16 protein-coding genes and 1 pseudogene are annotated in these 24,182 nt (G+C 48.9%); 9 read left to right on the plus strand and 8 right to left on the minus strand.

All coding sequences use genetic code 11. The features are described from left to right. Positions 1 to 460 precede the first annotated feature (460 nt). Together H8L32_RS06330 and H8L32_RS06335 are read left to right on the plus strand one after the other, a co-directional pair. A complete protein-coding gene (locus tag H8L32_RS06330) occupies positions 461 to 958 on the plus strand; it encodes a Csu type fimbrial protein (RefSeq protein ID WP_186946347.1) in 498 nt (165 codons plus the stop codon). Between the two features lie 256 nt (positions 959 to 1,214). Further along, positions 1,215 to 1,799, plus strand: coding sequence for an RNA polymerase sigma factor (locus H8L32_RS06335; protein ID WP_186946348.1), 585 nt, complete (start codon positions 1,215 to 1,217; stop codon positions 1,797 to 1,799). Between the two features lie 460 nt (positions 1,800 to 2,259). Here H8L32_RS06335 and H8L32_RS06340 read toward each other — a convergent pair whose 3' ends face one another. After that, positions 2,260 to 3,237, minus strand: a complete 978-nt coding sequence (locus tag H8L32_RS06340; protein ID WP_186946349.1) for a site-specific integrase — start codon at positions 3,235 to 3,237, stop codon at positions 2,260 to 2,262. Positions 3,238 to 3,443: 206 nt separating this feature from the next. Between H8L32_RS06340 and H8L32_RS06345 the strand changes: the two genes are divergently transcribed. After that, positions 3,444 to 4,460 carry a DNA-binding protein gene (locus H8L32_RS06345; protein ID WP_186946350.1) on the plus strand — a complete coding sequence of 339 codons (1,017 nt, stop codon included), beginning with the start codon at positions 3,444 to 3,446 and terminating at the stop codon, positions 4,458 to 4,460. A gap of 30 nt (positions 4,461 to 4,490) precedes the next feature. On the opposite strand, the gene H8L32_RS06350 is transcribed toward H8L32_RS06345, so the two are convergent. Beyond that, positions 4,491 to 5,492 (minus strand): helix-turn-helix transcriptional regulator, encoded by a 1,002-nt coding sequence (locus H8L32_RS06350; RefSeq protein ID WP_186946351.1) that lies wholly within the window; start codon positions 5,490 to 5,492, stop codon positions 4,491 to 4,493. Between the two features lie 9 nt (positions 5,493 to 5,501). After that, positions 5,502 to 5,688: pseudogene (locus H8L32_RS06355) on the minus strand (IS5/IS1182 family transposase); the annotation flags it as partial. Positions 5,689 to 5,895: 207 nt separating this feature from the next. On the opposite strand from H8L32_RS06355, the gene H8L32_RS06360 reads away from it, so the two are divergent. Beyond that, positions 5,896 to 6,351, plus strand: coding sequence for a VOC family protein (locus H8L32_RS06360; protein WP_186946352.1), 456 nt, complete (start codon positions 5,896 to 5,898; stop codon positions 6,349 to 6,351). A 620-nt stretch (positions 6,352 to 6,971) separates the two neighbouring features. Then, positions 6,972 to 8,063, plus strand: a complete 1,092-nt coding sequence (locus tag H8L32_RS06365) for a hypothetical protein (RefSeq protein WP_186946353.1) — start codon at positions 6,972 to 6,974, stop codon at positions 8,061 to 8,063. 259 nt (positions 8,064 to 8,322) lie between these two features. Here the strand turns inward: H8L32_RS06365 and H8L32_RS06370 are convergent, their stop codons facing one another. After that, on the minus strand, positions 8,323 to 9,261 hold the full coding sequence (locus tag H8L32_RS06370) for a bacteriophage abortive infection AbiH family protein (RefSeq protein ID WP_186946354.1): 939 nt from the start codon (positions 9,259 to 9,261) through the stop codon (positions 8,323 to 8,325). A gap of 265 nt (positions 9,262 to 9,526) precedes the next feature. Here H8L32_RS06370 and H8L32_RS06375 point away from each other — a divergent pair, with 265 nt between their 5' ends. From H8L32_RS06375 to H8L32_RS27545, 3 genes are all read left to right on the plus strand, one after another. Further along, positions 9,527 to 10,834 (plus strand): SMODS domain-containing nucleotidyltransferase, encoded by a 1,308-nt coding sequence (locus H8L32_RS06375; protein ID WP_186946355.1) that lies wholly within the window; start codon positions 9,527 to 9,529, stop codon positions 10,832 to 10,834. Positions 10,835 to 10,845: 11 nt separating this feature from the next. Further along, positions 10,846 to 11,448: an SLATT domain-containing protein gene (locus tag H8L32_RS06380; RefSeq protein ID WP_186946356.1), complete on the plus strand. Its 603-nt coding sequence runs from the start codon at positions 10,846 to 10,848 to the stop codon at positions 11,446 to 11,448. A gap of 319 nt (positions 11,449 to 11,767) precedes the next feature. After that, complete coding sequence (locus H8L32_RS27545) at positions 11,768 to 12,070, plus strand: hypothetical protein (RefSeq protein ID WP_222619236.1); 303 nt, start codon at positions 11,768 to 11,770, stop codon at positions 12,068 to 12,070. A 675-nt stretch (positions 12,071 to 12,745) separates the two neighbouring features. Here H8L32_RS27545 and H8L32_RS06385 read toward each other — a convergent pair. The 4 genes from H8L32_RS06385 to H8L32_RS06400 all read right to left on the minus strand — a co-directional run bounded on the left by H8L32_RS06385 (position 12,746) and on the right by H8L32_RS06400 (position 22,782). Further along, positions 12,746 to 15,682: a Tn3 family transposase gene (locus H8L32_RS06385; RefSeq protein WP_186946357.1), complete on the minus strand. Its 2,937-nt coding sequence runs from the start codon at positions 15,680 to 15,682 to the stop codon at positions 12,746 to 12,748. Between the two features lie 44 nt (positions 15,683 to 15,726). Next, positions 15,727 to 18,519 carry a glycoside hydrolase family 2 protein gene (locus H8L32_RS06390; RefSeq protein WP_186946358.1) on the minus strand — a complete coding sequence of 931 codons (2,793 nt, stop codon included), beginning with the start codon at positions 18,517 to 18,519 and terminating at the stop codon, positions 15,727 to 15,729. 43 nt (positions 18,520 to 18,562) lie between these two features. Further along, entirely contained in the window at positions 18,563 to 20,605 is a 2,043-nt protein-coding gene (locus H8L32_RS06395; RefSeq protein ID WP_186946359.1) for an alpha-L-arabinofuranosidase C-terminal domain-containing protein, read from the minus strand. Between the two features lie 311 nt (positions 20,606 to 20,916). Next, positions 20,917 to 22,782 (minus strand): AI-2E family transporter, encoded by a 1,866-nt coding sequence (locus tag H8L32_RS06400; protein WP_186946360.1) that lies wholly within the window; start codon positions 22,780 to 22,782, stop codon positions 20,917 to 20,919. Positions 22,783 to 23,122: 340 nt separating this feature from the next. Between H8L32_RS06400 and H8L32_RS06405 the strand changes: the two genes are divergently transcribed. Further along, positions 23,123 to 24,100 (plus strand): bifunctional helix-turn-helix transcriptional regulator/GNAT family N-acetyltransferase, encoded by a 978-nt coding sequence (locus H8L32_RS06405; RefSeq protein ID WP_186946361.1) that lies wholly within the window; start codon positions 23,123 to 23,125, stop codon positions 24,098 to 24,100. Positions 24,101 to 24,182: the final 82 nt, after the last annotated feature.

Raw genomic sequence — 24,182 nt, forward strand, 5'->3', positions numbered from 1 at the left:
TAAAAGACAGTTAATTGTTATTAATTTAATATAAATTTAAATAAATAACAACTTTTTTGCAGCCCAGAATTATAGGACTGGTTGAGGGCATTACCATGTCCATTACCCATCCAATTAAAGATAATGTTCAATTCCATAGGGTACCGCGAGCCGAACTCATTGACCGCAGCCACTTCAAAACCATTAAAAACTGCCAAGTGACGAATCTTTTGGTAAAAAAACAATGAATTTAAATCACTACTTTTTGGCTGTATGGGAGCTAATTAGGCTCTAAAAGGACAATAATTATTCTATCTATATCAGGAAAACCCTGAGTGATATAAGGCAGAACTCAGGCATTTCCCTATACCGCAGAAAACTTGTCTGGCATAAAGTTCTATCAAAGCGCGGTCATTCAGTAATATGAAAAACCGAACTGCAACAGAACTCGATTCCGATAATGTAGTTTGAGGAAAACATCATGACCAACGCAAACCGTAATCGCCTGATCACAAAATTATTCGCTGCTGTCTGCCTGTGCGTTTCTGCCACCAGCTTTGCAGCGACCTCTACTGGTAGCCTGTCCGTGTCTGCCACCGTCCTGTCGGCTTGCTCTGTGACGGGTGCCTCCCTGGCTTTTGGCACTTATGCCAGCAGCCAGATCGACAACAGCGCTGCCGTCAGCGTGACTTGTACCAATGGCACATCTTATAACGTTGGATTGGATGCCGGCGGTGGTTCGGGCGCAACGATGGCAGTCCGCAAAATGACCGGCTCTGTCAGCGGCACGCTGAGTTATTCTCTATACAAGGACGCTGGCCGCAGCACTGTTTGGGGTAACACGGTCGGTTCCGATACAACGATTGGTACAGGCACTGGTGCAGCCCAATCCATTTCCGTCTATGGCCGGGTGCCTGCCGGACAAAGTGTGACAGCTGGTGTGTATAGCGATACTGTGACAGTTACGTTGACGTATTGATTACTGTTTCATTGGTGCAATGATTGAGTCTAGAAACATCTGATTTAATGGTTTTTATAGAGTTTCAAGGCGCATTCATTGCAAATGGCGGCGTACTTCCTTCAAAGCACGCACATTGCAAGGCGCAGCGCATTTACAAAATGATGTGTCTTAATCTGTGAAAGAACCTCAATCTGTACCTGTACGACAAATTGACCCGCCTTAAAACTACTTGCAGCAACGCCTTCCAAAGATTTGACAACGTCGAAAGCTGCCCATGCGCAAACATGATGAAGAAGCCTGTCAGATACAACTTGAGGTCTGGATATATCAGATTGCAGGGAACGACCAACTCTCTTTTAGGCAATTGCATGACACTATTTACTTCAATATGCTTGCAATAGTGTTGAACATTATCCGCCGTCGTGAACTGGCGGAAGAAGTCGTACAAGAAGGTTTTATCGCCATTTGGATGCATGCTAGTAGTTACCGCTGCAATATGTCCACGCCCATGGCCTGGCTATCTACAATCATGCGTAACAAAGCCCACGATCTCTATCGCAAACAAACCAGGTCAATCCCTGAGGTTAGCTATGACATCAACGACAATGCACCGTCACCTTATACAGATAACACCGAAAGTCGGCTGCAGGCCTTGAACGACGGTCGTATCCTGGCGCAATGCCTACCTTTACTCGATAGTCTGCAACGTCAAACCATTTCTCTTTGTTATTTTGGTGACCTGACGCAATACGAAGTTGCTGCACGGCTCGACCGTCCTATCGGCACTGTAAAAACTGCAATACGTAGAGGCCTTGCAAAAATGCGCGTGTTGGCAAATGGTGATCGGCTTGCGGAATGAAAAGTATCCAAGACGCTGCGAGACAATGCCTGCCGATCTCACGGTATAAAAAATAGGCATGCGTCCTGTTTGTCCGACCAAGCCCCGCATAAAGACGCGCATGAATTTACAGGCGGCCTAAGACTTGTGCAGCAGCCAGTAACAGCGACTCAGAGCACTAATGACTTAAGAGGCTAGCAGAATTGCTGAATAGAGGAACATATGAATCAAGATGCTTGGGAGAACACTCTCTGGCAGAAGGTCTTCAGTTAGAGATTGTGTCATTCAAATCTAATCTGGCGGTTATATAGGTGAGAACTGATGGCTGCTTGAATTGAGAAATACCGGATACTTTGGAGTGAGAATCGGTGGCCATGATGATCCGCGGCTACTTTTATGAAAATACGCAGCAATAAAGCAAAATTTTTAAAGAATGACTTTTTTTGGGCTAAGTCAATTGACCCAGGTTAAGTACGCAACCCTAAATATCTTGATGAGTAATGGATACAGATGACTGATCCGGTCCGCTCAAGCTGGATTCAATCCGATGTTGGGCAAAAGGATCCGCCGCATCCACATACCGCATGGCACTTTGCACGCTTTTCCACCCTACGTATTCCATGAGGGTTTTTAAATCCCAGCCATTTCCCGTCGCCCAATTGGCAAATCCTCGCCGGAGTGAATGTGCTGAGTATTCGTCGGAACCGGCGACGCCGGCGTCCTTGAAAATGGTGCGTAGCAAAGGTATCAGGCTATCCATGTGAAGTCCTTGATCGCCAACTTGGCCCCAGCGGTTGACTGACCGGAATACTGGACCAGACTCAAGTGCTGCTAATTCCTTCCAGGCCGTGTAGGCTGCAACTGGACAAAACTGCTTTAGGGCTGGGGCTTTAAACGTGACGCCTTTATTCTGACGATCGCCTTTGGTATGCGGCAAAAAAAAGCTCATGCCCTGGCCAGGAATGATTTCAATGTACTCGACCTGCAAACGAGTCAATTCGTCCCCACGGAAACCTCGCCAAAACCCCAGGAGTAGCAGTGCCCGGTTCCTGGTGTGCCGCAGTTCGCCCGCACGATCGCCAGACGCATTTGCTGTGGCAATTGCATTGTGGAGCCAGCGATCCACGATGCCAAGTTGATCAAGCTGAAATGGCTTTGCCTGTTTTTCTTGAGCTGGATGCTCTCTTTGAATTCCTCGAAGCACCTTTTTGACGAGCGGACTTTTTGTTGGATCCGGAAATCCCTGATCAACATGCCACTGAGCCAAGGCAGCCAGGCGTTGACGAAGAGTATTGATTGCGAGCTTTTCTGCATGATCAACTAAGTACTGTGCAATGTTTTCGGTCGTGGCAGGTAAGAAGCCACCCCATTCGATTTCGTAGTGTCTCACGGCCGATTGATAGGCAACGCGGGTATTGTCTCGCGTGCCGGCATGGAGGTAGTGATCGATTTTGCTCATGCTGCTCATTCTCCCGATTTGAGATCACAGAATAAAGTGGATCCGTATCAAATATTGGGTCGATTTTAACTGTTTTTTGGATATAACACTGGATAAGCTTGTCTTATCCAGTGCCAATTTTATTGAAAATTTAACTTGAATAATTTCATTAAATAATATGTAATTACATGATACGTATCACATTACAAAATTTGATGGAGTAGAACATGGGCAGAACCGGTTTGCATAAAACTGATGTTGAAAAAGCACGCAATTCAATCATAGCTCAAGGACGCCATCCATCCGTCGATGCCGTCAGAATTGCGCTGGGAAATACTGGCTCCAAAACCACAATTTCCAAATATTTAAGAGAGTTAGAGGCTGAAAGCGGCGGCCCTGTGGATAGAAAAACCTCGATCAGCGCAGCTCTGCAAAACCTGGTTGGTCAACTAGCCGAGCAGTTGGAAATTGAGGCCAGCAGCCGCATTGCCGACATCTCCATGGAAAGCAGTGAAAAAGACCGCTTGCACGCAGAAGAAATTGACGAGATCAATGCCAAACACACGCAAATAAAAGAAAAACTTGACCTGACAATCGCGGCCATCAAGCAAGAAATCGAATCTCACGAGCAAACCAAAGAGGCACTACAAAGCGAGACCATGGCCCACCATACCCTGGCTCAGCAAGTAATCGATCTCAAAGAACGCCTGGTAGAAAACGATGTTCATCGACAGTCCCTCGAAGAAAAGCATCAACATGCCCGGGAAGCACTTGAGCATTACCGCAACTCTGTCAAAGAGCAACGGGAACAGGAGATTCGCAGCCATGAGCAGCAGGTACAACAGCTTCAAGCCGATTTACGTCAATTACAGCAAGCTTTAGTAACCAAGCAAAATGAAATAACTCGTCTGAATCAAGATGGGGCACGCTGGGTAGCGGAAATATCACAAGCCAAAAAAACGATCTATGATGAGCAAGCCAGTCATCGAAAACTCAGTGATCAGGTCGATGCCCTGCGAATTGTCGAGCAACGGGCAAAAGCGCTGGAGCCCCAATTAGCCGAAAAAGACAGCAAGATAAGGGAATTGGAGGCGCTAATTCATCAGCATGCCGAAACGGTCAACAGCCAAAAGGAACAGCTACACAGAATGGAAATCGATCAGGCAAGCGCAATGACAAAGATCGAAGCCCAGCAAAACATGATGGCAGAACTCAAATCCGTCCTGGCCGGCAGGCTCACATAGACTAATGCAGGGTAAGATCTAGATACAGGGTCACGTGTCTACGGCACTTCTCTGGGGAAAAGCTTTACTGCTTTGCGCGTAGCGCTCCGCAAGCACCTCGAAGGCTAACGCCAGTTCAGGCGGGCCCACGACCTCCATTGCAACTCCAAATTTCCCGAAGTTAGCGGCAAGTGAGCCCCAGGACCACGAACCCAGTTCAAGCGTGCAGGTGTGCAAATCGGCGGGAGTAACCTTGCCATCCCCAGCGAACGGCAAGACCTCACTCGCAGGTAGATGAAGGCGAACGATACCGCGACACGCCCATTCGTTCACATCTGATCCTTTCAATCGGGCAGAGACGAATTCCTTGATGTCACCACCCGGCACCGTGCGCGGTAAGAACCGGGTACCGAAGGGAATACGGGGGTGAACGCGGTCGACTCTGAAGAGGCGCCAATCTTTGCGGTCCAGATCCCAAGCGACAAGATACCACCGGCTGTGCGAGGTAACCAAATGATGTGGCTCCACCCGTCGCATTGCGCGTTGTTCACCGTCATCCGCGCCGTATCTAGTTGGGTAGTCGAAACAAAGGGTTTGGCGGTCGCGGATGGTTTGTGCAAGAGTCACAAGTACGTCAAGCGATGCAGTCACAGGGGCGGCAGAACCGGGGCTGCTAACGGTCGTGATTTCCAGTGCGTCGAGGCGGTGCCGCAGCGGCAACGGCATCACCTGGCGAATCGTGTCGAGCGCGCGGATGGCGGCATCTTCGATCCCTGCGCCAACACTTGTCGCCACGCTGAGTGCGATGGCTACAGCGACTGCCTGGTCGTCATCGAAAAAGATAGGTGGCAACACATTGCCTGCGCGTAGACGGTATCCACCTTCAGGCCCCATGGTGGATTGGATTGTGTAACCCAACTCCCGCAAGCGGCCTATGTCTCTACGAACCGTGCGGTCACTGATGTTCAGCCGGGATGCCAGTAACGAACCTGGCCAGTCACGGCGCGTCTGCAGCAGCGACAACAGGTTGAGCAGTCTTTCTGTGGTCGTCATATTTTCAGTTTAGTTGATGTAGTCCGACCTGAATAATTCAAAAATCATCCGCAGCTTCCGCAGGATCATGCGTAGATTGTGACCGCAACCTGCCGTCGTTCTTCATGTGCCCGATTGCCGGCTCGATGGCGCTGTGACGTAGGATGTCGCGCCGAAGGTGTTCGGTGATATCGCGCTTGAGCTTATGGTGGTAGACCTAAGTCCCGCCTTTGAAATTTGCAAGGAATTGCCACCATTTTAGCGAAAGCTTGCAAATCCCGTCGAATTTTTCTCAGTCTTTCGCTAGCAGAATCAGTTGGTTACGATTTTTTCAGACTGGACGATATGTAGGACAGAAATAGACCTACATGGATGCGAGACTTACGTTGTGCCGATTTTGGCCGACTTAACCCCAGGAGAAAAAATGCCCATCCAGACGACCACTCACCTCAATTTTTGTGGCGATGCACGCCAAGCATTGGAATACTACCAGTCAGTTTTTGGTGGTCAACTGGTCATCAAGACCTACGCAGACTTCGGGATGCCACCCCAAGTGCCGGGCGCTGACAAGGTGGTGTTTGGTCTTATCGTCGCCGAAAACGGTTTTCGCGTGATGGGCTACGACGTTCCTGTCCAGACCAAGGGCGGGATTGCCTCCGGCGGTTCGACCCGTCGAGAAAACGGCGTCACCATCACAGATCAGGCGCTCTTTGTCTCAATCAGCGCAGACAGTCTTGAAGAGATTCAGCTTATCTGGAGCGCGCTGGTAGTTGGCGCCACAGTCGTGGAGCCATTGGCTGCGTCGGAATGGAGCAAAGGCTTCGGCATGCTTACAGATCGCTTTGGCGTGACCTGGATCGCCGATGTTACTGCCCACTAAATACTCGCCATTTTGGTGTATGCGTAGCCGACCCTCCCCATGACTGAGGCTTCTTCTTTTGAGGAATTTGGCCGCCCGACACAAGCCCCTCTGCCTTGACTTTTTAAAGACCATGGTTGCTGCCGTGGTCTTACTCAATTCAATTTCTAAACAGGAGAATGAATATGTTTTTGAACGCCATCGGTGCACTCAGCTAGTGGGTAATATTCGCTGCTGCAGCTAATTTTTTGATCGCTGGGATCTACTTTGGGGCACTAACCCCAAAATACTATGCAATCGCGCTAGGAAGAGAAGGCCTGGCCAGTAGACTCACATAGACTGATGCTGGGTCAGGTCCGGATACATCCAATCCATTGCCTCGGTCTCGATTCGTCGAACCATCAAAATAAATAAATTAGCAACTTGCTCGATTCAAGTAAGAATATAGCAACAATTCAATGTATTATTAATTCGTTAATGCAATTTGATAAAAAAAACGTCCCTGCACGTAAATCGCGCTGGTTGAAGTCCGATAACCGCTGGCGATATGCGCAGGACTGTAAGTTTAAAGAGGTACAGCCAATGTTGATATTGATATCGAGTTGATCGGCAACGGTCACAACGTGTAATGGAGCTAAGATATGACACTTGATAAGAATTTTCTGGGCGGTGTAATAGCAACCCAACAACAAGGGAATTCAACGCGCCAGCCACAGCGAATCAACACACTGGCTCCACCAGGTATTGCCAGCGCCATTGGCGTGACCACTGCTAATACGGACTTACCCTTTGCCTTTGTAATTGGGAATGACGGCAATTTGTGGTTGGATTTTTTGAATGGAACGGCCTGGGAATGGACAAATCTAGGTACGCCGGGAGTTAGCATTTCCAGTGCTGTTGGTGCCATCACTGTCAATCAGAATATGCCCTATGTTTTTGTTATAGGGAGCGATGGCAATTTGTGGTCTAACTCTTTGAACGACAGTCAATGGAAATGGAGTAATCTCGGCGCGCCAAGTGTGGGCATCGCCAGTGCAGTTGTTGCAATCACTGTAAATGAAGCTTTCCCGTATATTTTCGTCTTGGGGCGCGATGGTAATTTATGGCTAAATAGTTTTAATGGCAATGATTGGAACTGGAATAATCAAGGTAATCCTGGGGTTGACATCATAATTCCAGTTGGCGCAATAACCATAAATAATCAACTCGATACCCAAGTCTATGTCACAGGAAGTGATGGCAATTTGTGGGGAAACATTTGGAATGGTTCCGCGTGGCTATGGGTCAATAACGGATCGCCAGGCGTCAAAATCGTTCGCGGAGTTGGGGCATACGCTGTGCAGGATTCTTTTCCAAATGTCTTTGTCCTTGGTGGCGATGGCAATCTTTGGGCAAATATATGGGATGGCGTTGAATTGAGTTGGAGTAATTTAAATACACCCAACGCCACTATAGTAAGTAGCGTTGGAGTCGTTCCCGTAGATGTGTGGCGCTTCAGTGTTCTAGTGATTGGAAGCGACGGCAGTCTGTGGTCAAACTTCGGGAATGGCCAAACATGGACCTGGCCGAATCTAGGATCGCCTGGCATCAATGTCGTCAGTCCTGTCGGTGTGACCAGTGTTCCCGTGAATCTGCCATTTGCTTTTGTTATGGGCAGCGACGGTAATATGTGGTTGCACTCGTGCGACGCCGATTCAGCTTGCTCCTGGCAAAATCTGGGTGGGGCCGCTTAATACTTAAGGAACATCTGATTAAGTTCTAATTTTCTTAAACTTCGAAACCAAGTTCTGCTCATTCATAAAACATGCTCGCGAGAGCATGTTTTTCCAGTGAAAAATGAAGCAAATGCTTCCAATTCCCGATGCTCTTGCGCGATTTCTCGCACGGTGGACACATTATGCCCCTTGCATGCGCATTAACCGCCTGCGGACCATAAACAAGTTAGCCGGCGTACAGCACTGCCAGAACAACGGCACGCAGACGAGTTCGCCTCTAACTATAGTCAGTCCAAAGGTTGGCAAGCGCATTTTCGGCGGAAACGCCAATCTGGATCAGCCGATCACGCTTTTCCGGCCATTGTTCTTCATTCTGACAGGCTACAAGCCAGCGTGCTGTTGCTACCGCGGGAATTTTTAGCAATGCTTTCAAATATGGTAGATCCACGTCGGAAAGCGAGTGCCCCAGCACGTTTACAGAATCTACGGCGTCAAGCTGGTCAAAAAATGCTTGGTTCTGTAATATCAATTTTTCTGAAGGCTTGAAAGTCTGCAGGAAGTAACCGTCCAAGATGGAATGCGCTTCCATCAGGCGAGTATCAATCTCAGAAATATCGTCACGATCATTAAGGGATCTCCGTTCTGCGGGATTCCATCCATGGCCCAGGATGAGCTTTTCGCCTTGCGTTTTGGCTTCACCATGAATATGCAATACGTTATCGCCAGGCACACCATATAGGTCTTGTAGGGTCGATGTGTAGTTAAAATTCAAGAAGGCAGCACCATTATCCAAGTGCTTCAAATATGACTTTGCAGTGAGTGACGTTGGAATCGGTAAGGTTCTTATCCAATCCCCGAACAACACCGTAAGTTTGCTTGAAAGTCGCTGAACAAGCTCCCCAACTTCGTACTGAAAATCATGATGTCCCGAATCACTCCAGTCTTCAGCAGCATACGAAGGCATAAATTGATCCAGGTCGTCGAAGATGCCGTTTGCATCGATGTCTGCAAAAGCCGATTCAAGAGACGCCCAATCATCACCTGCAGGAAGATAATCTTCCACTGCATCGAATATTTCTCGGTCACGTTTGCGCACGTAGTTTTTGAAATCTCCGTATCGTGACGGGATGCCGTGTCGTAAGTCGAATCCGTTCCCAATGATATAGAGCTTGGTCGGTTTTCTATCTCCCACAACTTGTTGGTATCTGGAATGCATCTCGACCTCTCCCATTTTTGGTTCAAAAACTCTGGCCTAGCTTCGTCTGAAATAATACGTCCTTTCTCAGGCAAACGTCAGGAAGAAGTCTTTGCCGGGCAAATTTAATAGACGATGAAATATGTATTTTGCAACTATTTAACACCTTGAATTTACGGCGCAATGCACTACAATCAGTAGTAAAAGGCGAATTTACCCCCACATATAGTGTTACGAAGAAAGTTCACCTTTAAAATTTTGATATCAAAAAATAAGGTGAATTCCAATGTCTGCGACACTATTTGAACAATTTCGGAAAAATATTTCCGTCCAAAATGCCAGTGCGATTTCCACCTCGTATTGCAACATCACAACCCGGTTGAATAAAGATTTCTGGGATTCAGAATCTGACACATCCCATACAAGACAAGTCGGATCATACGGCCGTCAAACCGCAATCAACGGTGTTAGCGACCTGGATATGGTGTTCGAATTGCCTTGGTCTGAATATGAGCGCTATAAAAATATGAAGGGAAATGGACCGTCCCAACTTCTGCAAGATGTGCGCAAGTCGCTTAAAGAGCGATACCCAAAAACCGAAATCAAAGGTGACGGCCAGGTCGTGGTTGTAGAGTTCAGCAAATATCGCGTCGAAGTCCTGCCGGCTTTCTTTGATGAAGAAGCTGACGGATACCGTTTTGGTGATTCAAATAATGGCGGCTCATGGAAACTCTGCAAACCGGTTCAAGAAATCGACGCCGTCAATAAGCGCAATAGTGAAACGAATCGCAATTACAAGCATGTTTGCAAAATGATCCGGGCCTGGAAGAACTACCATGGGGTCAATATCGGCGGTATGTTGATCGATACACTGGTCTACAATTTCTTTAGTCAAAATCATGACTATGACAAATTATCGTATGGGTCCTACGATGCATTATTTGTTTCCTTATTCTCTTACCTGGGTTCCTTGGACCACCAGGAATATTGGCTTGCACCAGGTAGCGGCCAACGAATTCATAGTTCCGGTAAATTCCAGCCGAAATCCAAAAAAGCTGCTGCAAAATGTCAGGAAGCAGTTGATGCTGATACGGAAAAAAAGAAAATCAAACTCTGGCGCGAAGTGTTCGGGCGCAATTTCCCTGCCGAATCGAGTGATATGACCAAAAGCATTAACGCTGCCTTTGACATGTCTCGCTATACAACAGAAGAATTTATCGAAGATAAATATTCCGTCGATGTTCAATACGATTTGGAGATTGACAGTGAGGTGAGCGAAAAAGGAACGTTCGCAGGAAAATTGAGGAGGCTATCAGAAATTTTTCCATGGCTGCCCACCGGTCGGCAACTGGTGTTCAAGGTAGAGGCATGTACAGTTCCTCCACCGTACACACTGCTATGGAAAGTGCGTAATGTGGGAGCAGAAGCGGAACGCCGTAGGATGATTCGTGACCAAATCGTCTCGGATGATGGCCGGCAACAGAGAAAAGAGGAGACAGATTTCCATGGAGACCATTTTGTAGAAGCATATGCGGTCAAGGATGACGTCTGCGTGGCCCGTGATTTGATTGATGTCCGTATTAATCACGGATAGGGAAATCTATAGTGGAAAATCATAGTCATACTTCAGATACCCCCCATTCCCGACGTGTACTGGAAGCTCAATTGCGGGAATGCTTTGGGCTTACGGTATATTCCCACAAGACCCACGAAAAATGTGCCTACATTTTGTTAAACCACCTGGCCATTCTCAAGACAGGCCAAATCATTTTATCTGCCGTTACGACTGGCGGGTTCATCGGCGCGATCTTTGACAAGAGTCCAGTGGTTGCCATCGTAGGGGCCTGCGCCTCTACCGTTTTGCTTGCTCTCAATACGTATTCTAAAAGCCTGGATTTAGGAGCTTTGGGACAAAAACACCGTCGTACCGCCAGTGACTTATGGCTGATACGCGAACAGTACCTTTCGCTTATTACGGACCTGGCTATGGGTGAAAAACCTGTCGAGAAACTGCAGACCGAAAGAGATCGATTACTTACCAAACTTCATGCCATATATGCGGCAGCACCTAGCACAAATGGAAAAGCTTATGAAGCAGCTCAAAAAGCACTTCAGATTTCAGAGGAATTGACTTTTTGCGATGCAGAAATTGACGCTTTTTTGCCAGCGGAATTGAGAAGAGCATCTTCAGTTTCGGCATCAGCATGAATCACATGGAAGATAAGCAAAACACTCAACTGACGCAAGGATCAATAAGGTGTAAAAGCACTAATCAGACCCTCCAATAATTCTGGAATAATAGAATTATAGGTAAAACCCGGGCAATTTTTTTTAAAATTCTACGATAGCAGAATTTTAGAAGATAAACGTGCGCATAGAGCATTTTGGAATAATCAGAGTTTGAAGCGCATTCCCTGTGCAAGGCATGCTTTAATTGCACGATGATATCAAATTGAGATATTTGTTAAAAAGCACTATTATTGCAAAAGAATTAAATTTCCCTTTAGCCTATTGGTAAACAATATCTATGCTCAGTAATGAGGATCGTTTCGGAATTCCGGAAGAGAATTTGCTCGCCGCAAAAAAATGGGTGGACAGGCAAAGTAACAAGCAGTTCCAAAGTTATGTCCCCACACGCAGAGAAGTAGCCAATCTTGCGACCAAGAAAATTACTTCGATATTAGTAGACTGGATGTGCCGTAGCCCGGTAGAAATTATTCCTAGCCGGACTCAAATCATAGAAGTGCGGGATATTTTGTCAGCACGAGCAGATGCAAAACAACTCACTGGCCTCATTACGATGTGTAACTACTATATTAATAACGATTAGCACCCAGGTGCGCGAAAGCAGAAGGACTTTTTTCAGCTCAAATAAAAAAAGCAGCCCTTGGGCTGCTGAGAAGGTCTTACTTTGAGGAGCGCTCATATACATCATGCATCATCTATATGACGTAGCAGTGACGCGCTAGCACGCTTGTTTTGTGAAGTATTTCGGACAAAGACAAACTGCTCTCGAATATTTTGAAAATAGGCTCAACAAAAAACTCAACTGATTCAGGGATCAATAAGGCGTAAAAGCGAGAATCAGAATCCCAATAATTCTGCAAAAATAAAATTATAAGTAAAACCCGGCCATGTATTTTAATAAATTCCGCTAAAAAAGAATTTTAGAAAAGGATACCCACATCACGTACGTTGCTTTCCATGCGCGTGAAAAAACATATCAAATAGGCATTTAAAATTCAAAAAGAATTTCATTGTTCTGGAATCGAGATTGACGCCTTTGTCCCATTTAAATTGAGAAAAACTCCAGAAAATTTGACAACGAAATGCTGAATCGGTGGTAACTGGAAAATATAGCACTTTTAAGGGGGGGTGTCCTTTTCGTGCAATTTGACACGGTTAGAAAAAATAAACTCAATAAAATCAATAACTTATTTTTTCGCGTTTTTTTGACCCCCAGTCCTTTTCGTGCAATTTGACACGGTTACGTTTTTTTCCACGTTTAGCCAGCACGCAAACTGGCCTTGGCTGGACGCTGCAATAACATGTCAGCATAATGGTCCACACCGAAACTAAAGGTCCCTCTAAAATTGATGTTTGAGAAATGTCCGGGCCCCATGCGTGCCAACCAGGCATCTTCGATTGGGCGCCCGGATTTCCGCCAAACGCTCACTGTTTTTTGCATCTGATGTGTATTCCAAGCGATCACGACATTTGTAAGCAATGTATGCGCGCCGGAGATGGCAATCATTTCGTCGGCACGTCGGCCGCGGTCAACCGGCATTTTCCCAAAATAGATGGCTCGTTGCAGTAAGTGAATAGACTCTCCGCGATTCAGTACAGTATGAATTTCCCGTCGAAAATCTGGATTGCTAAAATAATCGCAAAGAAACAGTGTTCTCAATAAACGGCCAAGATGATCAAGTGCTTTATACAGGGCGTCACCCTGGGCCGCACTGCCAAACCGTTGCAGGACAACATTTGCGCTTACACGGCCGCTGCGGATTGATGCAAGCACTCTTAGATATTCGTCCCAGCCGCGCCTGATAGCCGATATTGATATCTCCCTGACGACTATCTTGTCGAGGGAGTCAGGGACTGTGAAGTTGCGCGGCAGGTAGAGTTTTCGTTCTGACAGATTGCGTAACTGTGGACAAAGATCGAAACCCAGGCCTTTGGCAATGGCCATACCGGGATTTGTATAACCATGGGTATCAACCGCTAAAAATGAGAGTCGTTCGCGATCCTCATATGAATTGTAATATTCAGCGCCAGCAATTGCTGGGCCAGCCTGGCGTTCATTCAGTACGATAGGCTGATCATAGACAACACTGAACTGATCAAGGACGTGGGTATAAATCCCAACAGCATGCGTTTTACGCCTGGGCTCCCGGCGGGCCTGCAGCAGGTGTTTTGAGACATCAATACTCATCATGTCGCTGGATGCCTTTTTGCCGCCACCCCAAAGCGCCGCAATCTCGTGTTTCATCTGGAATTGCACAACACGCTCATTGGCGTCCCGCAAACGCCCATGGGACTCTAAAGCGCGCATCGCCGACGATACATGTCCTGGCTCCAAATTTGGAATCATTGCAGAGACTCCTCTGGCATCAATTTCTGTTCCGTGTGCAATGAGCGCCGCATACACTGCCACTAATTCGTGCCGGTCTTTCGCCTTCCGACCCAGCAGGCATTCACTGAAATTGGTGGAAGAATCCACTTCAAGGAGCAGGTCTGGAAACTGAACCTGGCCAATCTCATCAAATAGCAGGTCCCGAGTGCGCTTGGGAAGCAAATCATTCGTGACAGATTCAAGATTGGGGACATGGATAGTGCCGGCATCATCGATTGATATCTGTCCTTCCTCTTTTGCTTCTGCTAGTGCAACCAACCGCTCACTAATTTTACCGAGAACCTTTTCCAGGAACTCATCTGCGGTAGCAGGCATCCCAAGATTGCTCACATGTCTTTGCCGGGTGTTCTCCCACTCTTTTGGCGGTATCAGCATTTGGTCGCGCTCACGATAGGTGAGACTATGTGATACCCATACAGTGCCACGACGCAAACTTTTACTTATGGCCATGGCAGTTGACGCTTCCAGTGCCCTGAAAGCCAAATTGCGATCCTCATGGTCAACAAGCTCTTGCCATTTGCGATCTGTGGGAAACGCCTGATCAGGCAAAGTGGTGATCTTGCGAGCGTAAAACTCTCTCAACTTCGCCAGATTGACGAGGCTGGTATCGTTTGCGTTCCCCTGCAGATTTAAACCATCCATTGAATGAAGAAGGTTACGGATGCGCTTATCATCTGAGGCTATCAATGTTTGGCGAACATGTGCTGCGTGACTGCTTGGGGGTTTGTCACCAATATCACTAATCATTTCGGAAATTTTTTCACGAAACTCTTTGTCAGAAAGTTCTTTATCATCACATACGGCTTTGATCGATACTAAACGCTCCCGATAAGTGACCGAATTGCGAGCCTGTTTTGCTTGGGTATTGCTATAAGCCCGACGAAGGAGATCAGCGTATCTTCTACCCGACTGATAGATCGCACTGTCAGTCAATTCCAATAACGTAATTCTCAAAAAAAATACCAACTCAATGGCAAGAGCGCTTGTTTTTAGCTCCTTTGATTTCGAAGGTCTCCGGGCTTGCATTTGTTGTGCATAGCCTCGTTGCTTTTCCAATGGAATATCGTCGAATTTCCAAAGATCGACTTCTAAATCCTTGAGAAATTTAATTTTATCGAGTGTTGTAGAGAACGTTGAAGGACTATGGCGTTTCGGAGCTGTCTTTAGCCACTCCAGAACTGTTGTGGACCCTTCATCCGCGACCAGTTCGAAAACCGCCGCATAGCATTTATCAAGACCTCGCTGGGTTACGACTTCAAGAATAGTGGCGTAAATGTTTTGATCTGTAGCTTCGTTACATTGGCGTGCTAAATCACGAAGTGCTCTCTCGCGGGGAATAAGGAGTTTTCGGTCGTATAGCCATCGACGTGATAGCGAAAGAAGATCTTCAATGGAAGTAACCTCGTTTGCCTGCGCTCTCAAATACCTGTCTAGCTCGCCATTTGCTGCAGCGTCAGCGTCTACGATGCCGAGGTACTCTTTGGCCCAAAGCTGATGTTCATACAGAGTCTGGCGTCGACCGTATATTGTCTTTAAAGAAGCAATTGTTGGTACATTTACCGAAAGTCTGTCGCCAACATATTGCAAAAGGTTGCGAGGGATAGTGGCAAAACGATCGAGAGGGGTGCCCGTGACCCGGAAGAACAACATTTGTATGGCGGCAATACTTCGACGATCAGTCCGAAACTTGGCTGCCAAAGCAACCACATCATCGTCGGAGAGACGAAAGTAATAATTAAGGTCAAAATCAGAAAGCTTATTTGGTAAGCTTTCTGCGCCTAAGAATCTGTACTGAAATCCAGACATAGTGCGGCCCCATATCAAATTGATATGGGATTTTACCTAAGATTTTAATGCTGCGATGTTTTTTTAACCAGATAAATGCTTAATTGGCAGGTAGCAACAGGCTGGAAAGCCAATAAGCACGAGGGTTTTGAGCTAACCGTGTCAAATTGCACGAAAAGTACGATTACCCCTTCTTTGGGCGTAAACATCCGCAACGCGATATCGTCACTGTGGTTGATAAAAACGAGTGGGAGGTTTTTTGTTTCCAGTTCGGCCCAGTAGACCTTGTCGTGATAACCCTTGAATTCAGGATATTGCCAACCGAGGCCCGAGACCGTGTCGTTGTAGTCTTTCTTCCAGACGTTGAACTCGACGCCTTGCGTGCGGTTTTTCCAGACACGGTAAGGGCCTTTGCCCAGCCAGCGCATGGACTTTACCTGTGCTTCAGGATAATCGAAGCTCACACCCAGATAATCGGCGCTTTGCGAACGGCTTTCCATCCTGTATTTGTACGACAGGGTCAGACGGCCAGTGGCGCTTAAACGCCATTGCACTGACTGCAGATTGCCGCTGTAGCTGGCATCGATCAATATATAGCCGCCTTGCTCGGTGGCGCGAATTTCTTTCAGCGTTGCAGTGCCGGTCACCAGGCGTGGGCCATTGGTCAGCGGGACCACCGTGCTACCCCTGCGCAATTGGCGCAGATAGCCCGTAACCTTGTCGATACTGACGCTGATATCGCCGGCTTTAAGTTCGAATGCATCGGCCTGTTCCTGAACACTGGCTGCAGCGGTAGCACGATGCTGTGCCTGCCATTGGTCGGCAGTTTGTCTGGCGACTGCGTTGGCGCTGGCGATCATCCAGCTCCAGGTATAAATTTCGTGGCCGTTGCGATCGGTAGCAGTCAGGTACAGCGCATCCTGTTGCGACCAGTTTTGCGGCAGGTCGATACGGGTATTGCCACGCAATCCTGGGCCCACATCCGGCGACCTGACCTTGCCTTGTGCGATGACCTGATAGCCGTTTTTGTTGGATGCAAGTGTCTCGAATTTCAACAGTTTCCATGTCAACTTGACGCTATTCAGGTTATTGAAGTCATAGCGATTTTCCAACTGAATGCGACCATCAAAAGTGGGTTGCAGATACGCCTTTTCTGACAGCGGCAGATACACCGGTGACCAGATCTGCCTGATCGCAAAGAAGCTGCCTTCTTTTTCACGGTAAGGTCCGACGATGCCATCTGGCGCGCGATTGCCCCAGACGTCGACTTCGCCGTTATTGTCAGTACGGACGATGCCTTCGTCAGCGAAGGCCCAGATAAAACCACCAGCACTTAAAGGATTGCCGAGCATTGCATTCCACCAGTCGTTCAGACCGGCGGCGGCACCGCCATCGTACAAGCCGTGCATGAATTCAGTCGGCATGAACACATCACGTCCATGAAACAGCGATGTCGCGCAGCAGTCGTAATAGGGGTAGTGCGATGTATCGATGCCACCGTAGTTTTCCCACGGATGGATGACAGGACGCTTTTGCAGGTCATACAGGTCGTAATGTGAATCAACTCCACGCGGGAAGCCGCCTTCATTGCCGTTTGCCCAAAACACGATGGATGGGTGGTGCTGATCTCGCCTGACCAGTTCTTTGACCAGCGGCGCGGCAACTTCTGTGTCGTAGGCTTTTTGCCAACCAGTCAGTTCGTCGATGACATACAGGCCGATTTCGTCGGCAACGTCGAGAAAATGTTCATCGGGCGGATAGTGCGACATACGCACCGCGTTCATGTTCATTTCCTTCATCAGACGTGCATCGGTGTAACTCAGCTCCTTGCTGGTCGTGCGGCCTGAAGTGGGCCAGAATGAATGACGGTTTGAGCCTTTCAGCCGGATTTTATTGCCATTGACGTACACGCCATCCTGTTTGCGCAGTTCTATGGTGCGAAACCCTATCGTCTTGCTGATCTGATGCGTGACTTTTTGACCGTTGATCAGTTCAAACAAGACTTTGTAGCGCTGAGGATTTTCAGCTGACCATGGAATGACATGGTCGATATGCGTATGCAGATGCAGCGGTTGCTGCGCACCGGCAAACGTGGCCAAGGTGGCCAAAACCGGTTTGCCGAGCGGCTTGCCGTCCAGCGTACTTAACCGGGCCCGCACTTTGGTACCCGCCGGTACTTGCTTGCTCAGGTACACCTCGGCATCGAATTCGCCGGTATGACGCGCATCGAGCGTGACGTGATCGATATTGGCGACTGGCTTTGCTTCTAGCCATACGGGGCGATAAATGCCGCTGAACAACCAGAAATCCGAACTGCGTTCAGCCCGATTGACTGATGCATTGTCAGACACCCGCTTGACACTCACTTCCAGCAGATTGTTTTCACCGGCCTTGAGCAGCGGCGTTATATCATAGCGAAATTCATAGAACCCGCCCTGGTGGACAGGCCCGGCAAGCTGGCCGTTGATCTTTACTTCGGTGTCGGTCATGGCACCACCAAACACAATTTCGATCTGCTGACCTTTCCAGCCAGCCGGTACCTGAAACTGATGGCGGTATTTGCCGACATTGTCGGGCACTGCTTCTTTGCCCCAGTCCTGGCCATAACGATAGGTGCCGAAACCTTCAAGTTCCCAGTTCGACGGAACCGGGATGGTTTTCCACGCACCGCCGTTGCGGCCAGCGTCCAGGAAAAATTCCCAATCCACCCGGTGATCCTTATCGGTGCCACTCAGGTATTGAACCTGAGTGTTTGCCGTGTTTGCCGCGTTTCCCGTATTAGCAGTGGCAGCGTGGCTGGATACGCTAACGCTGATGCAGGCAAAAGCAATACAGAAACAACTAAGTATTTTTTTCATGGAATAGGGCCATCCGTAATTTCTTCGTTTTGGACTTGAGCTATCACCTGGTCCGTGACAGTACCAGCACGGTCACAGAATAAGGCGCGAAGCTGTAGTCGAATTGCGAGCCCAGACCATGTGCCGCACTGCTTACCGGTACTATCCTGTTTGGCGCATCGATGGTGTTGGTATCGCCCGGGGCATCCGAGCGCAGGCTTATTGCCTTTCCTTGCGGCGCCACCCTGATTGGGCCCGCCAAGTCTATCTTGACCATTTGCGGTGTACCGATAGCATTGACGACCTTCAGATAAATTTCGCCACGCTGTTCCGACGTAGTCGCTGAAAAAAACAAGCCTGGCACTTGCCTGGCCGCTGGTACAGGCTGATCCTTTTTCGCCTTGGGTTGCCAGGTTTGAGTCGGAATATTTTCCGCTACCAGCGGCAAAGAGACCTCGCCCAGATAGGTCTGGAACATTTTTTGCACATGATAGGACGGTGAGCCGTAGCTGGTCTGCGCGTCGTAGCCAATAAGGTTGCTACGCCATTGCATGCCACCCGGATTGACGTTGACGAGTAAAGGTGCATAGCAGGACATCTCAATGATATCGGCGTTGCGTTCCATGCCTGTCATCCATGCGGCATCGGCCAGTGCAGAAATCAGGTTGGTGGTAGGTGCCCCTTCGCGTGCAGCCCATTCACCGATAAAAATCTTTGGCCCGCTGCGGCTATACGTATCGTAACGCTTGGCGTCATTCATCATTGCCAGCGGGTCGTAATAATAATGTTCGTCTATCAAGTCTGGAACACGGCTGGTCAACAACTGACGCTGACCAAGATCATCCTTGCCGTTGACAGTCGAAATCAGTTTCAACTGCGGATACCTGGCCTTGATCGCATCATGGAATTGGGTATAGCGGCCATCGTAGGTTTTTTGTTTGTCGAATCCATCCTCATTGCCAATCTCGACATACCGCAATTTGAACGGTGCCGGATGGCCATCCCTGGCGCGTTGCGCTCCCCACCTGGTGTTAACGTCACCCATGACATATTCGATTTCTTCCAGCGCCTCATCAACGAAGGGTTGCAGTGCCGGGCCAGCGGGAATGGTTTCACCTTTCAGTGCATATCCAGCGAACACCGCCAGCACTGGCTCAGCACCCATGTCTTCGGTCCACTCCAGAAATTCGAGCAGTCCCATACCATCAGAAGAACGGTATTTCCAGGTGCCAGGATGTCCCGGACGCTGATTGAGCGGGCCCAGTGTTTCCTTCCACTTGAAGCGGGTGGCAACCGTATCACCTTCCAGATAATTACCGCCTGGGAAGCGCAGGAAGGCGGGCTTCATGTCTACCAGTTTCTGCATCAGATCAATGCGATTGCCGTTTGGCCGGTCTTTGTACGTAGGCGGGAACAGCGAAACGAGGTTGAACCAGACTGTGCCGGGGCTTTCCGTCGACAGCACCAGCCGGCTGGCCGCAGTCGGTTTGATATCTGTTCCGGTTTTTAGTGTGACAGTATATTGTTTCCATTCGCCATTGATCTTGCCACCTATTGCCTGTGCATACACGGTCTTGCCATCACTGCCTTCCAGGCTGACCGTGATCGGCACCCCGCCTGCGCCTGCGGTTCTGGCATAGAAGCTGGCACGGTAGCTGGTATCTGGTTTAATGGGGATGCCCCAATACCCATCATTTGCGACACCGACACGGTGGCCTGTCGATGCCTGCGCTGCGTCAAGCCGCAGGCTGGTCGTCAATGCAGTTCCGGCAACCGGATAGCCGGTGTCAAGCGCAATCGATGCTGTGCCATCCACATCCTGCACCAGCGACCAGTGTACTGCTGTTTTCTCGTCATCCCTGAAAATACGGTTGCGCACCAGTTCTGCGTACAGCCCGCCATCATAAGAGTAGTTAATTTCTTCGGTCATCAAACCGTACAGGGTGGAACTGACGGGGATGCCAGGTTTGCTCAAGTCTATTTTGACTGTCGTTTGCGCCGAGGCGAATGCGGATATCAGTGTGCTTGCCAGCACCAGAAGCGGCAGGTAACGACGGCTCGTCAATTGTGTATGACAGGAGTGGACCAGTTTGGCGTGACTACTCATGGGCGTAACCTTTGCAAATTGCACTGAAAAGTAAAAGACACTGATACCTGCCTGGCAGGCTGATTGTGTTGCGGCAAACGAAGACGAATTAAATGAAATCGCGGCAAAAAAAGGCCATGTGCCCGCTTTCCAATGTCAACTGGAATTCATATTATGAAACGAGTTAAGCGTTTGCCAATGGACGAGACGTGAATTATCACGTTCTTGATCGGTCGGGCTCTTGTATTGACGTAACGGGTGATTGCGTAGATGCCTGTTTTTGGTCTGTCTTGTCAGACGCAAATCAAGCCCAATTCGGCCCCAATTCAGACTTAAGATCTGTTCGCCCGGTTCGGTGCGACGAATGCCAGGCCTTCTTCAAACGAACGCAATACCATATCAACATGCTTTTTGATCACTGACTGGTCGGCCTGGTTTTCTTCAGAAAACAGACGGATTGTGACAATGATTGCATGCGGCAGATTGGTGCGTAATTCTTGCACAACAGGTATCCAGTTATCCATCATCGAGGCAAGCGGATAAGTAATAAATATCGTCGATACCAGGTTGGCAGTGTCTTCGCCGGGTGTTTCCCTGTTATCCCCAAATGAGATGCTGCGGGCATCGACTGCTACCTCGCGCAGGGCCATGACAAAGAGTTCGCTGAGCAAATCATCACGTTCGCTGGCAAAGCCGGCGCATAACACGATAGAGCGCTGCGGGACATCCAGCGGCCCCTGCCAGCGCCCCAGACGTTTCTGGCGCATCTGGCGTAAATGTGCGCCCACATTGGCGTCAAGCATGGATACTTTGCGCTGTTTTTGCTTCTTCATTGTACCGCCAAGTACCTGGCTCACCGTCTCTGCAAGGATGGCGATGGTGGCACGTATGTTGTTCTGTTGTTCTTTCTCGATGTTTCCGTTTTCAAAATCATTTGCGCCCAGGGCGAGACCAGGCAGCAGGATGTGGTCGCAGTATTTGGCGAAACTGAATTTGCGCAAAAACGTTTTTGCGTCGCGCACAATGGCATCCACATCTGCCGCCAGGACACGATGAAAGAAGCGATGGGCTTCATCTACATTTGGCGCATCGGCAAACAGGATGGTGACTGGTTCCAGTGCGCTGACATGTCGGCCAGCAACCACCATGCACAAAGTGAGGGGAGTCGACAGTAAAAGGCCAACCGGTCCCCACATGGCGCTCCAGAACAGCGCTGACACCATCACCGCAAGTGGTGATAGTCCGGAACTATGACCATATACCTTGGGTTCGATAACGTTTGCTGCGATCAATTCAATCGCACCAAACATTGCCAGACATAAGAGCGCCAGCGTCCAGCCAGGATCAATCGCTGCAACGAACAGAGTGATCGCACCACCGGCAACCAACGCTCCCAGATAAGGTACAAACCGCAATACGCCACTAAGTGCGCCAAATAAAACTGCGTGAGGAACACCAGCAGCCCACAGCACCAGCCCGACGACGATGCCAAAACCGGCATTTACCAAAAATTGTGAAAAGAAAAAGCGGGACACACCCTCAGTCGCATCGCCCAGCGCCTTGATGGTTCTGCTGACATCGCCTTTGCCGGTGAGACGGATCAGGCGATCTCTTAGCGATTCATGATCAAGCAGGATAAACACCAATAGCACCAGCACCAGACCTGTTTCGCCAACCGGGCCAGAGATCATTGAAACCAGGCGTGTGATCGTCTCGGTCGTCGTTAACTGTGGCTTGCGTATTTCAACAGGTACAGGCTGTATTTGTCCGGCAACGAGTTTTTTTTCTGCATTTGATTTGGGGGCGGGCGCAGGATTGGCTGGTGCCACCGCCTTGAGCTCGGCTTCCAGGCGTGCAAACGGTTTTTCGGTCATTTCCCGCACTGCTTCAAGCTTGGAATGAATGGCAGAACGGTACTGTGGAAGTTCCGTCGTTACTGCCACCAACTGGTAGGTTAGTATCGTGCCTATACCGGCTACGCCTATGCCTGCGATAAGAAGCGCACCAAAGGTTGCCGTCAAACGTCCCATTCCAATACGCCGCATGCCATTGATAAGCGGCGCGATAATCAGGCTAAGGATCAACGCCAGCGCGACTGGTTCCAATACTTCACGGCCAAAATGCAAAAGTGCCAGTACACAGGTCACGGTAACAATTGAACCAGGAGTAAGCCGGGGCAGGGAAGAGAGACTAGGCATGTAGAGTCCGAAAGTGGTCAGGACGAAGTTGTCTTGATGGGAAGCAAGGATTATACGAAACATCAGGCGTATTTTCTGTCCTATTTTTCTTGCTGACAAATGCATGATTTGTCGCCGCCTCCTAGCCAGCCACCCACTCAGCCAATTTTATTCAAACAACGTCGTTGGTTTTCCATGGTTTTATTTTTAATAAGCTGTCGTGTATCGACGACGCATCTTTCAATCATTGCCTGGACTGATTGCATTAGTTGCGATTAGCAACTATATTGATGGTTAATTGATTGCAAATCGCAACCAATTTGTGGCTGATGTATAAAAATGCAAAGATATGAGATCACCTATGAACCTTGTCCATGCTTCAACCCACCCCCAGGAAACCACGATTCTGGAACTGCGCGAATTTTCGCGGAAGCTCGTGCGTGAACTCGGGTTTATGCGGCCCACACTGGCCGATAGCGATCTTGCCCCTTCTGCTGTGCATGCCATTCTTGAAATTGGTGGGAGGCCGGGTATGAATGCCAAGACCCTGGGCAACATCCTGCGGCTGGATAAATCGAACACCAGCCGGCAAGTAGGCAAGCTGGAAACTGCCGGGTTGCTCGAACGCAGAGTTGCAAGCGAAGATGCCCGTTCAACAAATCTGTATTTGACGAGCGCCGGTCAAAAAATCCGCAAAAAAATTGACCTGTACGCAAGCAAGCAGGTGTCCAGCGCGCTGAGTTACATAACGCCGTCCGACCAGCAGGCCCTGGTGCGCGCTCTGGCCTTGTATGTCGATGCGCTTGCGCAAAATAACCAGCCTGATACCGATACTGAAAATTCTACAAATCCTCTGGACATGCCCATCCTTGAGGGCTACCAGCCTGGCTGCATTGGCGATATCGCTGGCTTGCATGCCCGTTTTTACTCAGCACATTGGCATTTCGGTGCATTCTTTGAACAAAAGGTAGCAACAGAACTGGCTAGTTTTACTGGCGACCTGCCGGCAGATGGCAAGGCGTTATGGACGTATGCAGACAATGGACGGACACTGGCCTCCCTTGCTATTGATGGCGACCCCGAAACAGGCATCGCGCATTTGCGATGGTTTATCGTCGATGATTCTTTGCGTGGTTCAGGTATCGGCCGTCAACTCATGGCGCAAGCAATGAAATACGTCGACCAGCGCTTTAGCGAAACCTATCTCTGGACATTCAAGGGGCTGGATGCGGCACGCCATTTATATGAATCCTTCGGTTTTCAACTGAGCAATGAAGAAGAGGGCGTGCAATGGGGTACCAGCGTCACCGAACAGCGGTTCAGCAGAAAAATGTCGTGACGCGATGAGGATGAGGATAATCTTTACAAGCGCAGCGATGCAACTGAGAAGCTGAGCAACTGAGCAGCGTTGACAATTGCGG

Origin of the sequence: Undibacterium hunanense (genome assembly GCF_014284335.1) — a bacterium.
Taxonomy (GTDB): Bacteria; Pseudomonadota; Gammaproteobacteria; order Burkholderiales; family Burkholderiaceae_D; genus Undibacterium; species Undibacterium hunanense.

Bases quoted from the DNA above. Each gene is read 5' to 3' on its own strand.
- H8L32_RS06330 (WP_186946347.1), top strand. From the start codon at position 461: ATGACCAACGCAAACCGTAATCGCCTGATCACAAAATTATTCGCTGCT.
- H8L32_RS06335 (WP_186946348.1), top strand. From the start codon at position 1,215: ATGCGCAAACATGATGAAGAAGCCTGTCAGATACAACTTGAGGTCTGG.
- H8L32_RS06340 (WP_186946349.1), bottom strand. From the start codon at position 3,237: ATGAGCAAAATCGATCACTACCTCCATGCCGGCACGCGAGACAATACC.
- H8L32_RS06345 (WP_186946350.1), top strand. From the start codon at position 3,444: ATGGGCAGAACCGGTTTGCATAAAACTGATGTTGAAAAAGCACGCAAT.
- H8L32_RS06350 (WP_186946351.1), bottom strand. From the start codon at position 5,492: ATGACGACCACAGAAAGACTGCTCAACCTGTTGTCGCTGCTGCAGACG.
- H8L32_RS06360 (WP_186946352.1), top strand. From the start codon at position 5,896: ATGCCCATCCAGACGACCACTCACCTCAATTTTTGTGGCGATGCACGC.
- H8L32_RS06365 (WP_186946353.1), top strand. From the start codon at position 6,972: ATGACACTTGATAAGAATTTTCTGGGCGGTGTAATAGCAACCCAACAA.
- H8L32_RS06370 (WP_186946354.1), bottom strand. From the start codon at position 9,261: ATGCATTCCAGATACCAACAAGTTGTGGGAGATAGAAAACCGACCAAG.
- H8L32_RS06375 (WP_186946355.1), top strand. From the start codon at position 9,527: ATGTCTGCGACACTATTTGAACAATTTCGGAAAAATATTTCCGTCCAA.
- H8L32_RS27545 (WP_222619236.1), top strand. From the start codon at position 11,768: ATGCTCAGTAATGAGGATCGTTTCGGAATTCCGGAAGAGAATTTGCTC.
- H8L32_RS06385 (WP_186946357.1), bottom strand. From the start codon at position 15,682: ATGTCTGGATTTCAGTACAGATTCTTAGGCGCAGAAAGCTTACCAAAT.
- H8L32_RS06390 (WP_186946358.1), bottom strand. From the start codon at position 18,519: ATGAAAAAAATACTTAGTTGTTTCTGTATTGCTTTTGCCTGCATCAGC.
- H8L32_RS06395 (WP_186946359.1), bottom strand. From the start codon at position 20,605: ATGAGTAGTCACGCCAAACTGGTCCACTCCTGTCATACACAATTGACG.
- H8L32_RS06400 (WP_186946360.1), bottom strand. From the start codon at position 22,782: ATGCCTAGTCTCTCTTCCCTGCCCCGGCTTACTCCTGGTTCAATTGTT.
- H8L32_RS06405 (WP_186946361.1), top strand. From the start codon at position 23,123: ATGAACCTTGTCCATGCTTCAACCCACCCCCAGGAAACCACGATTCTG.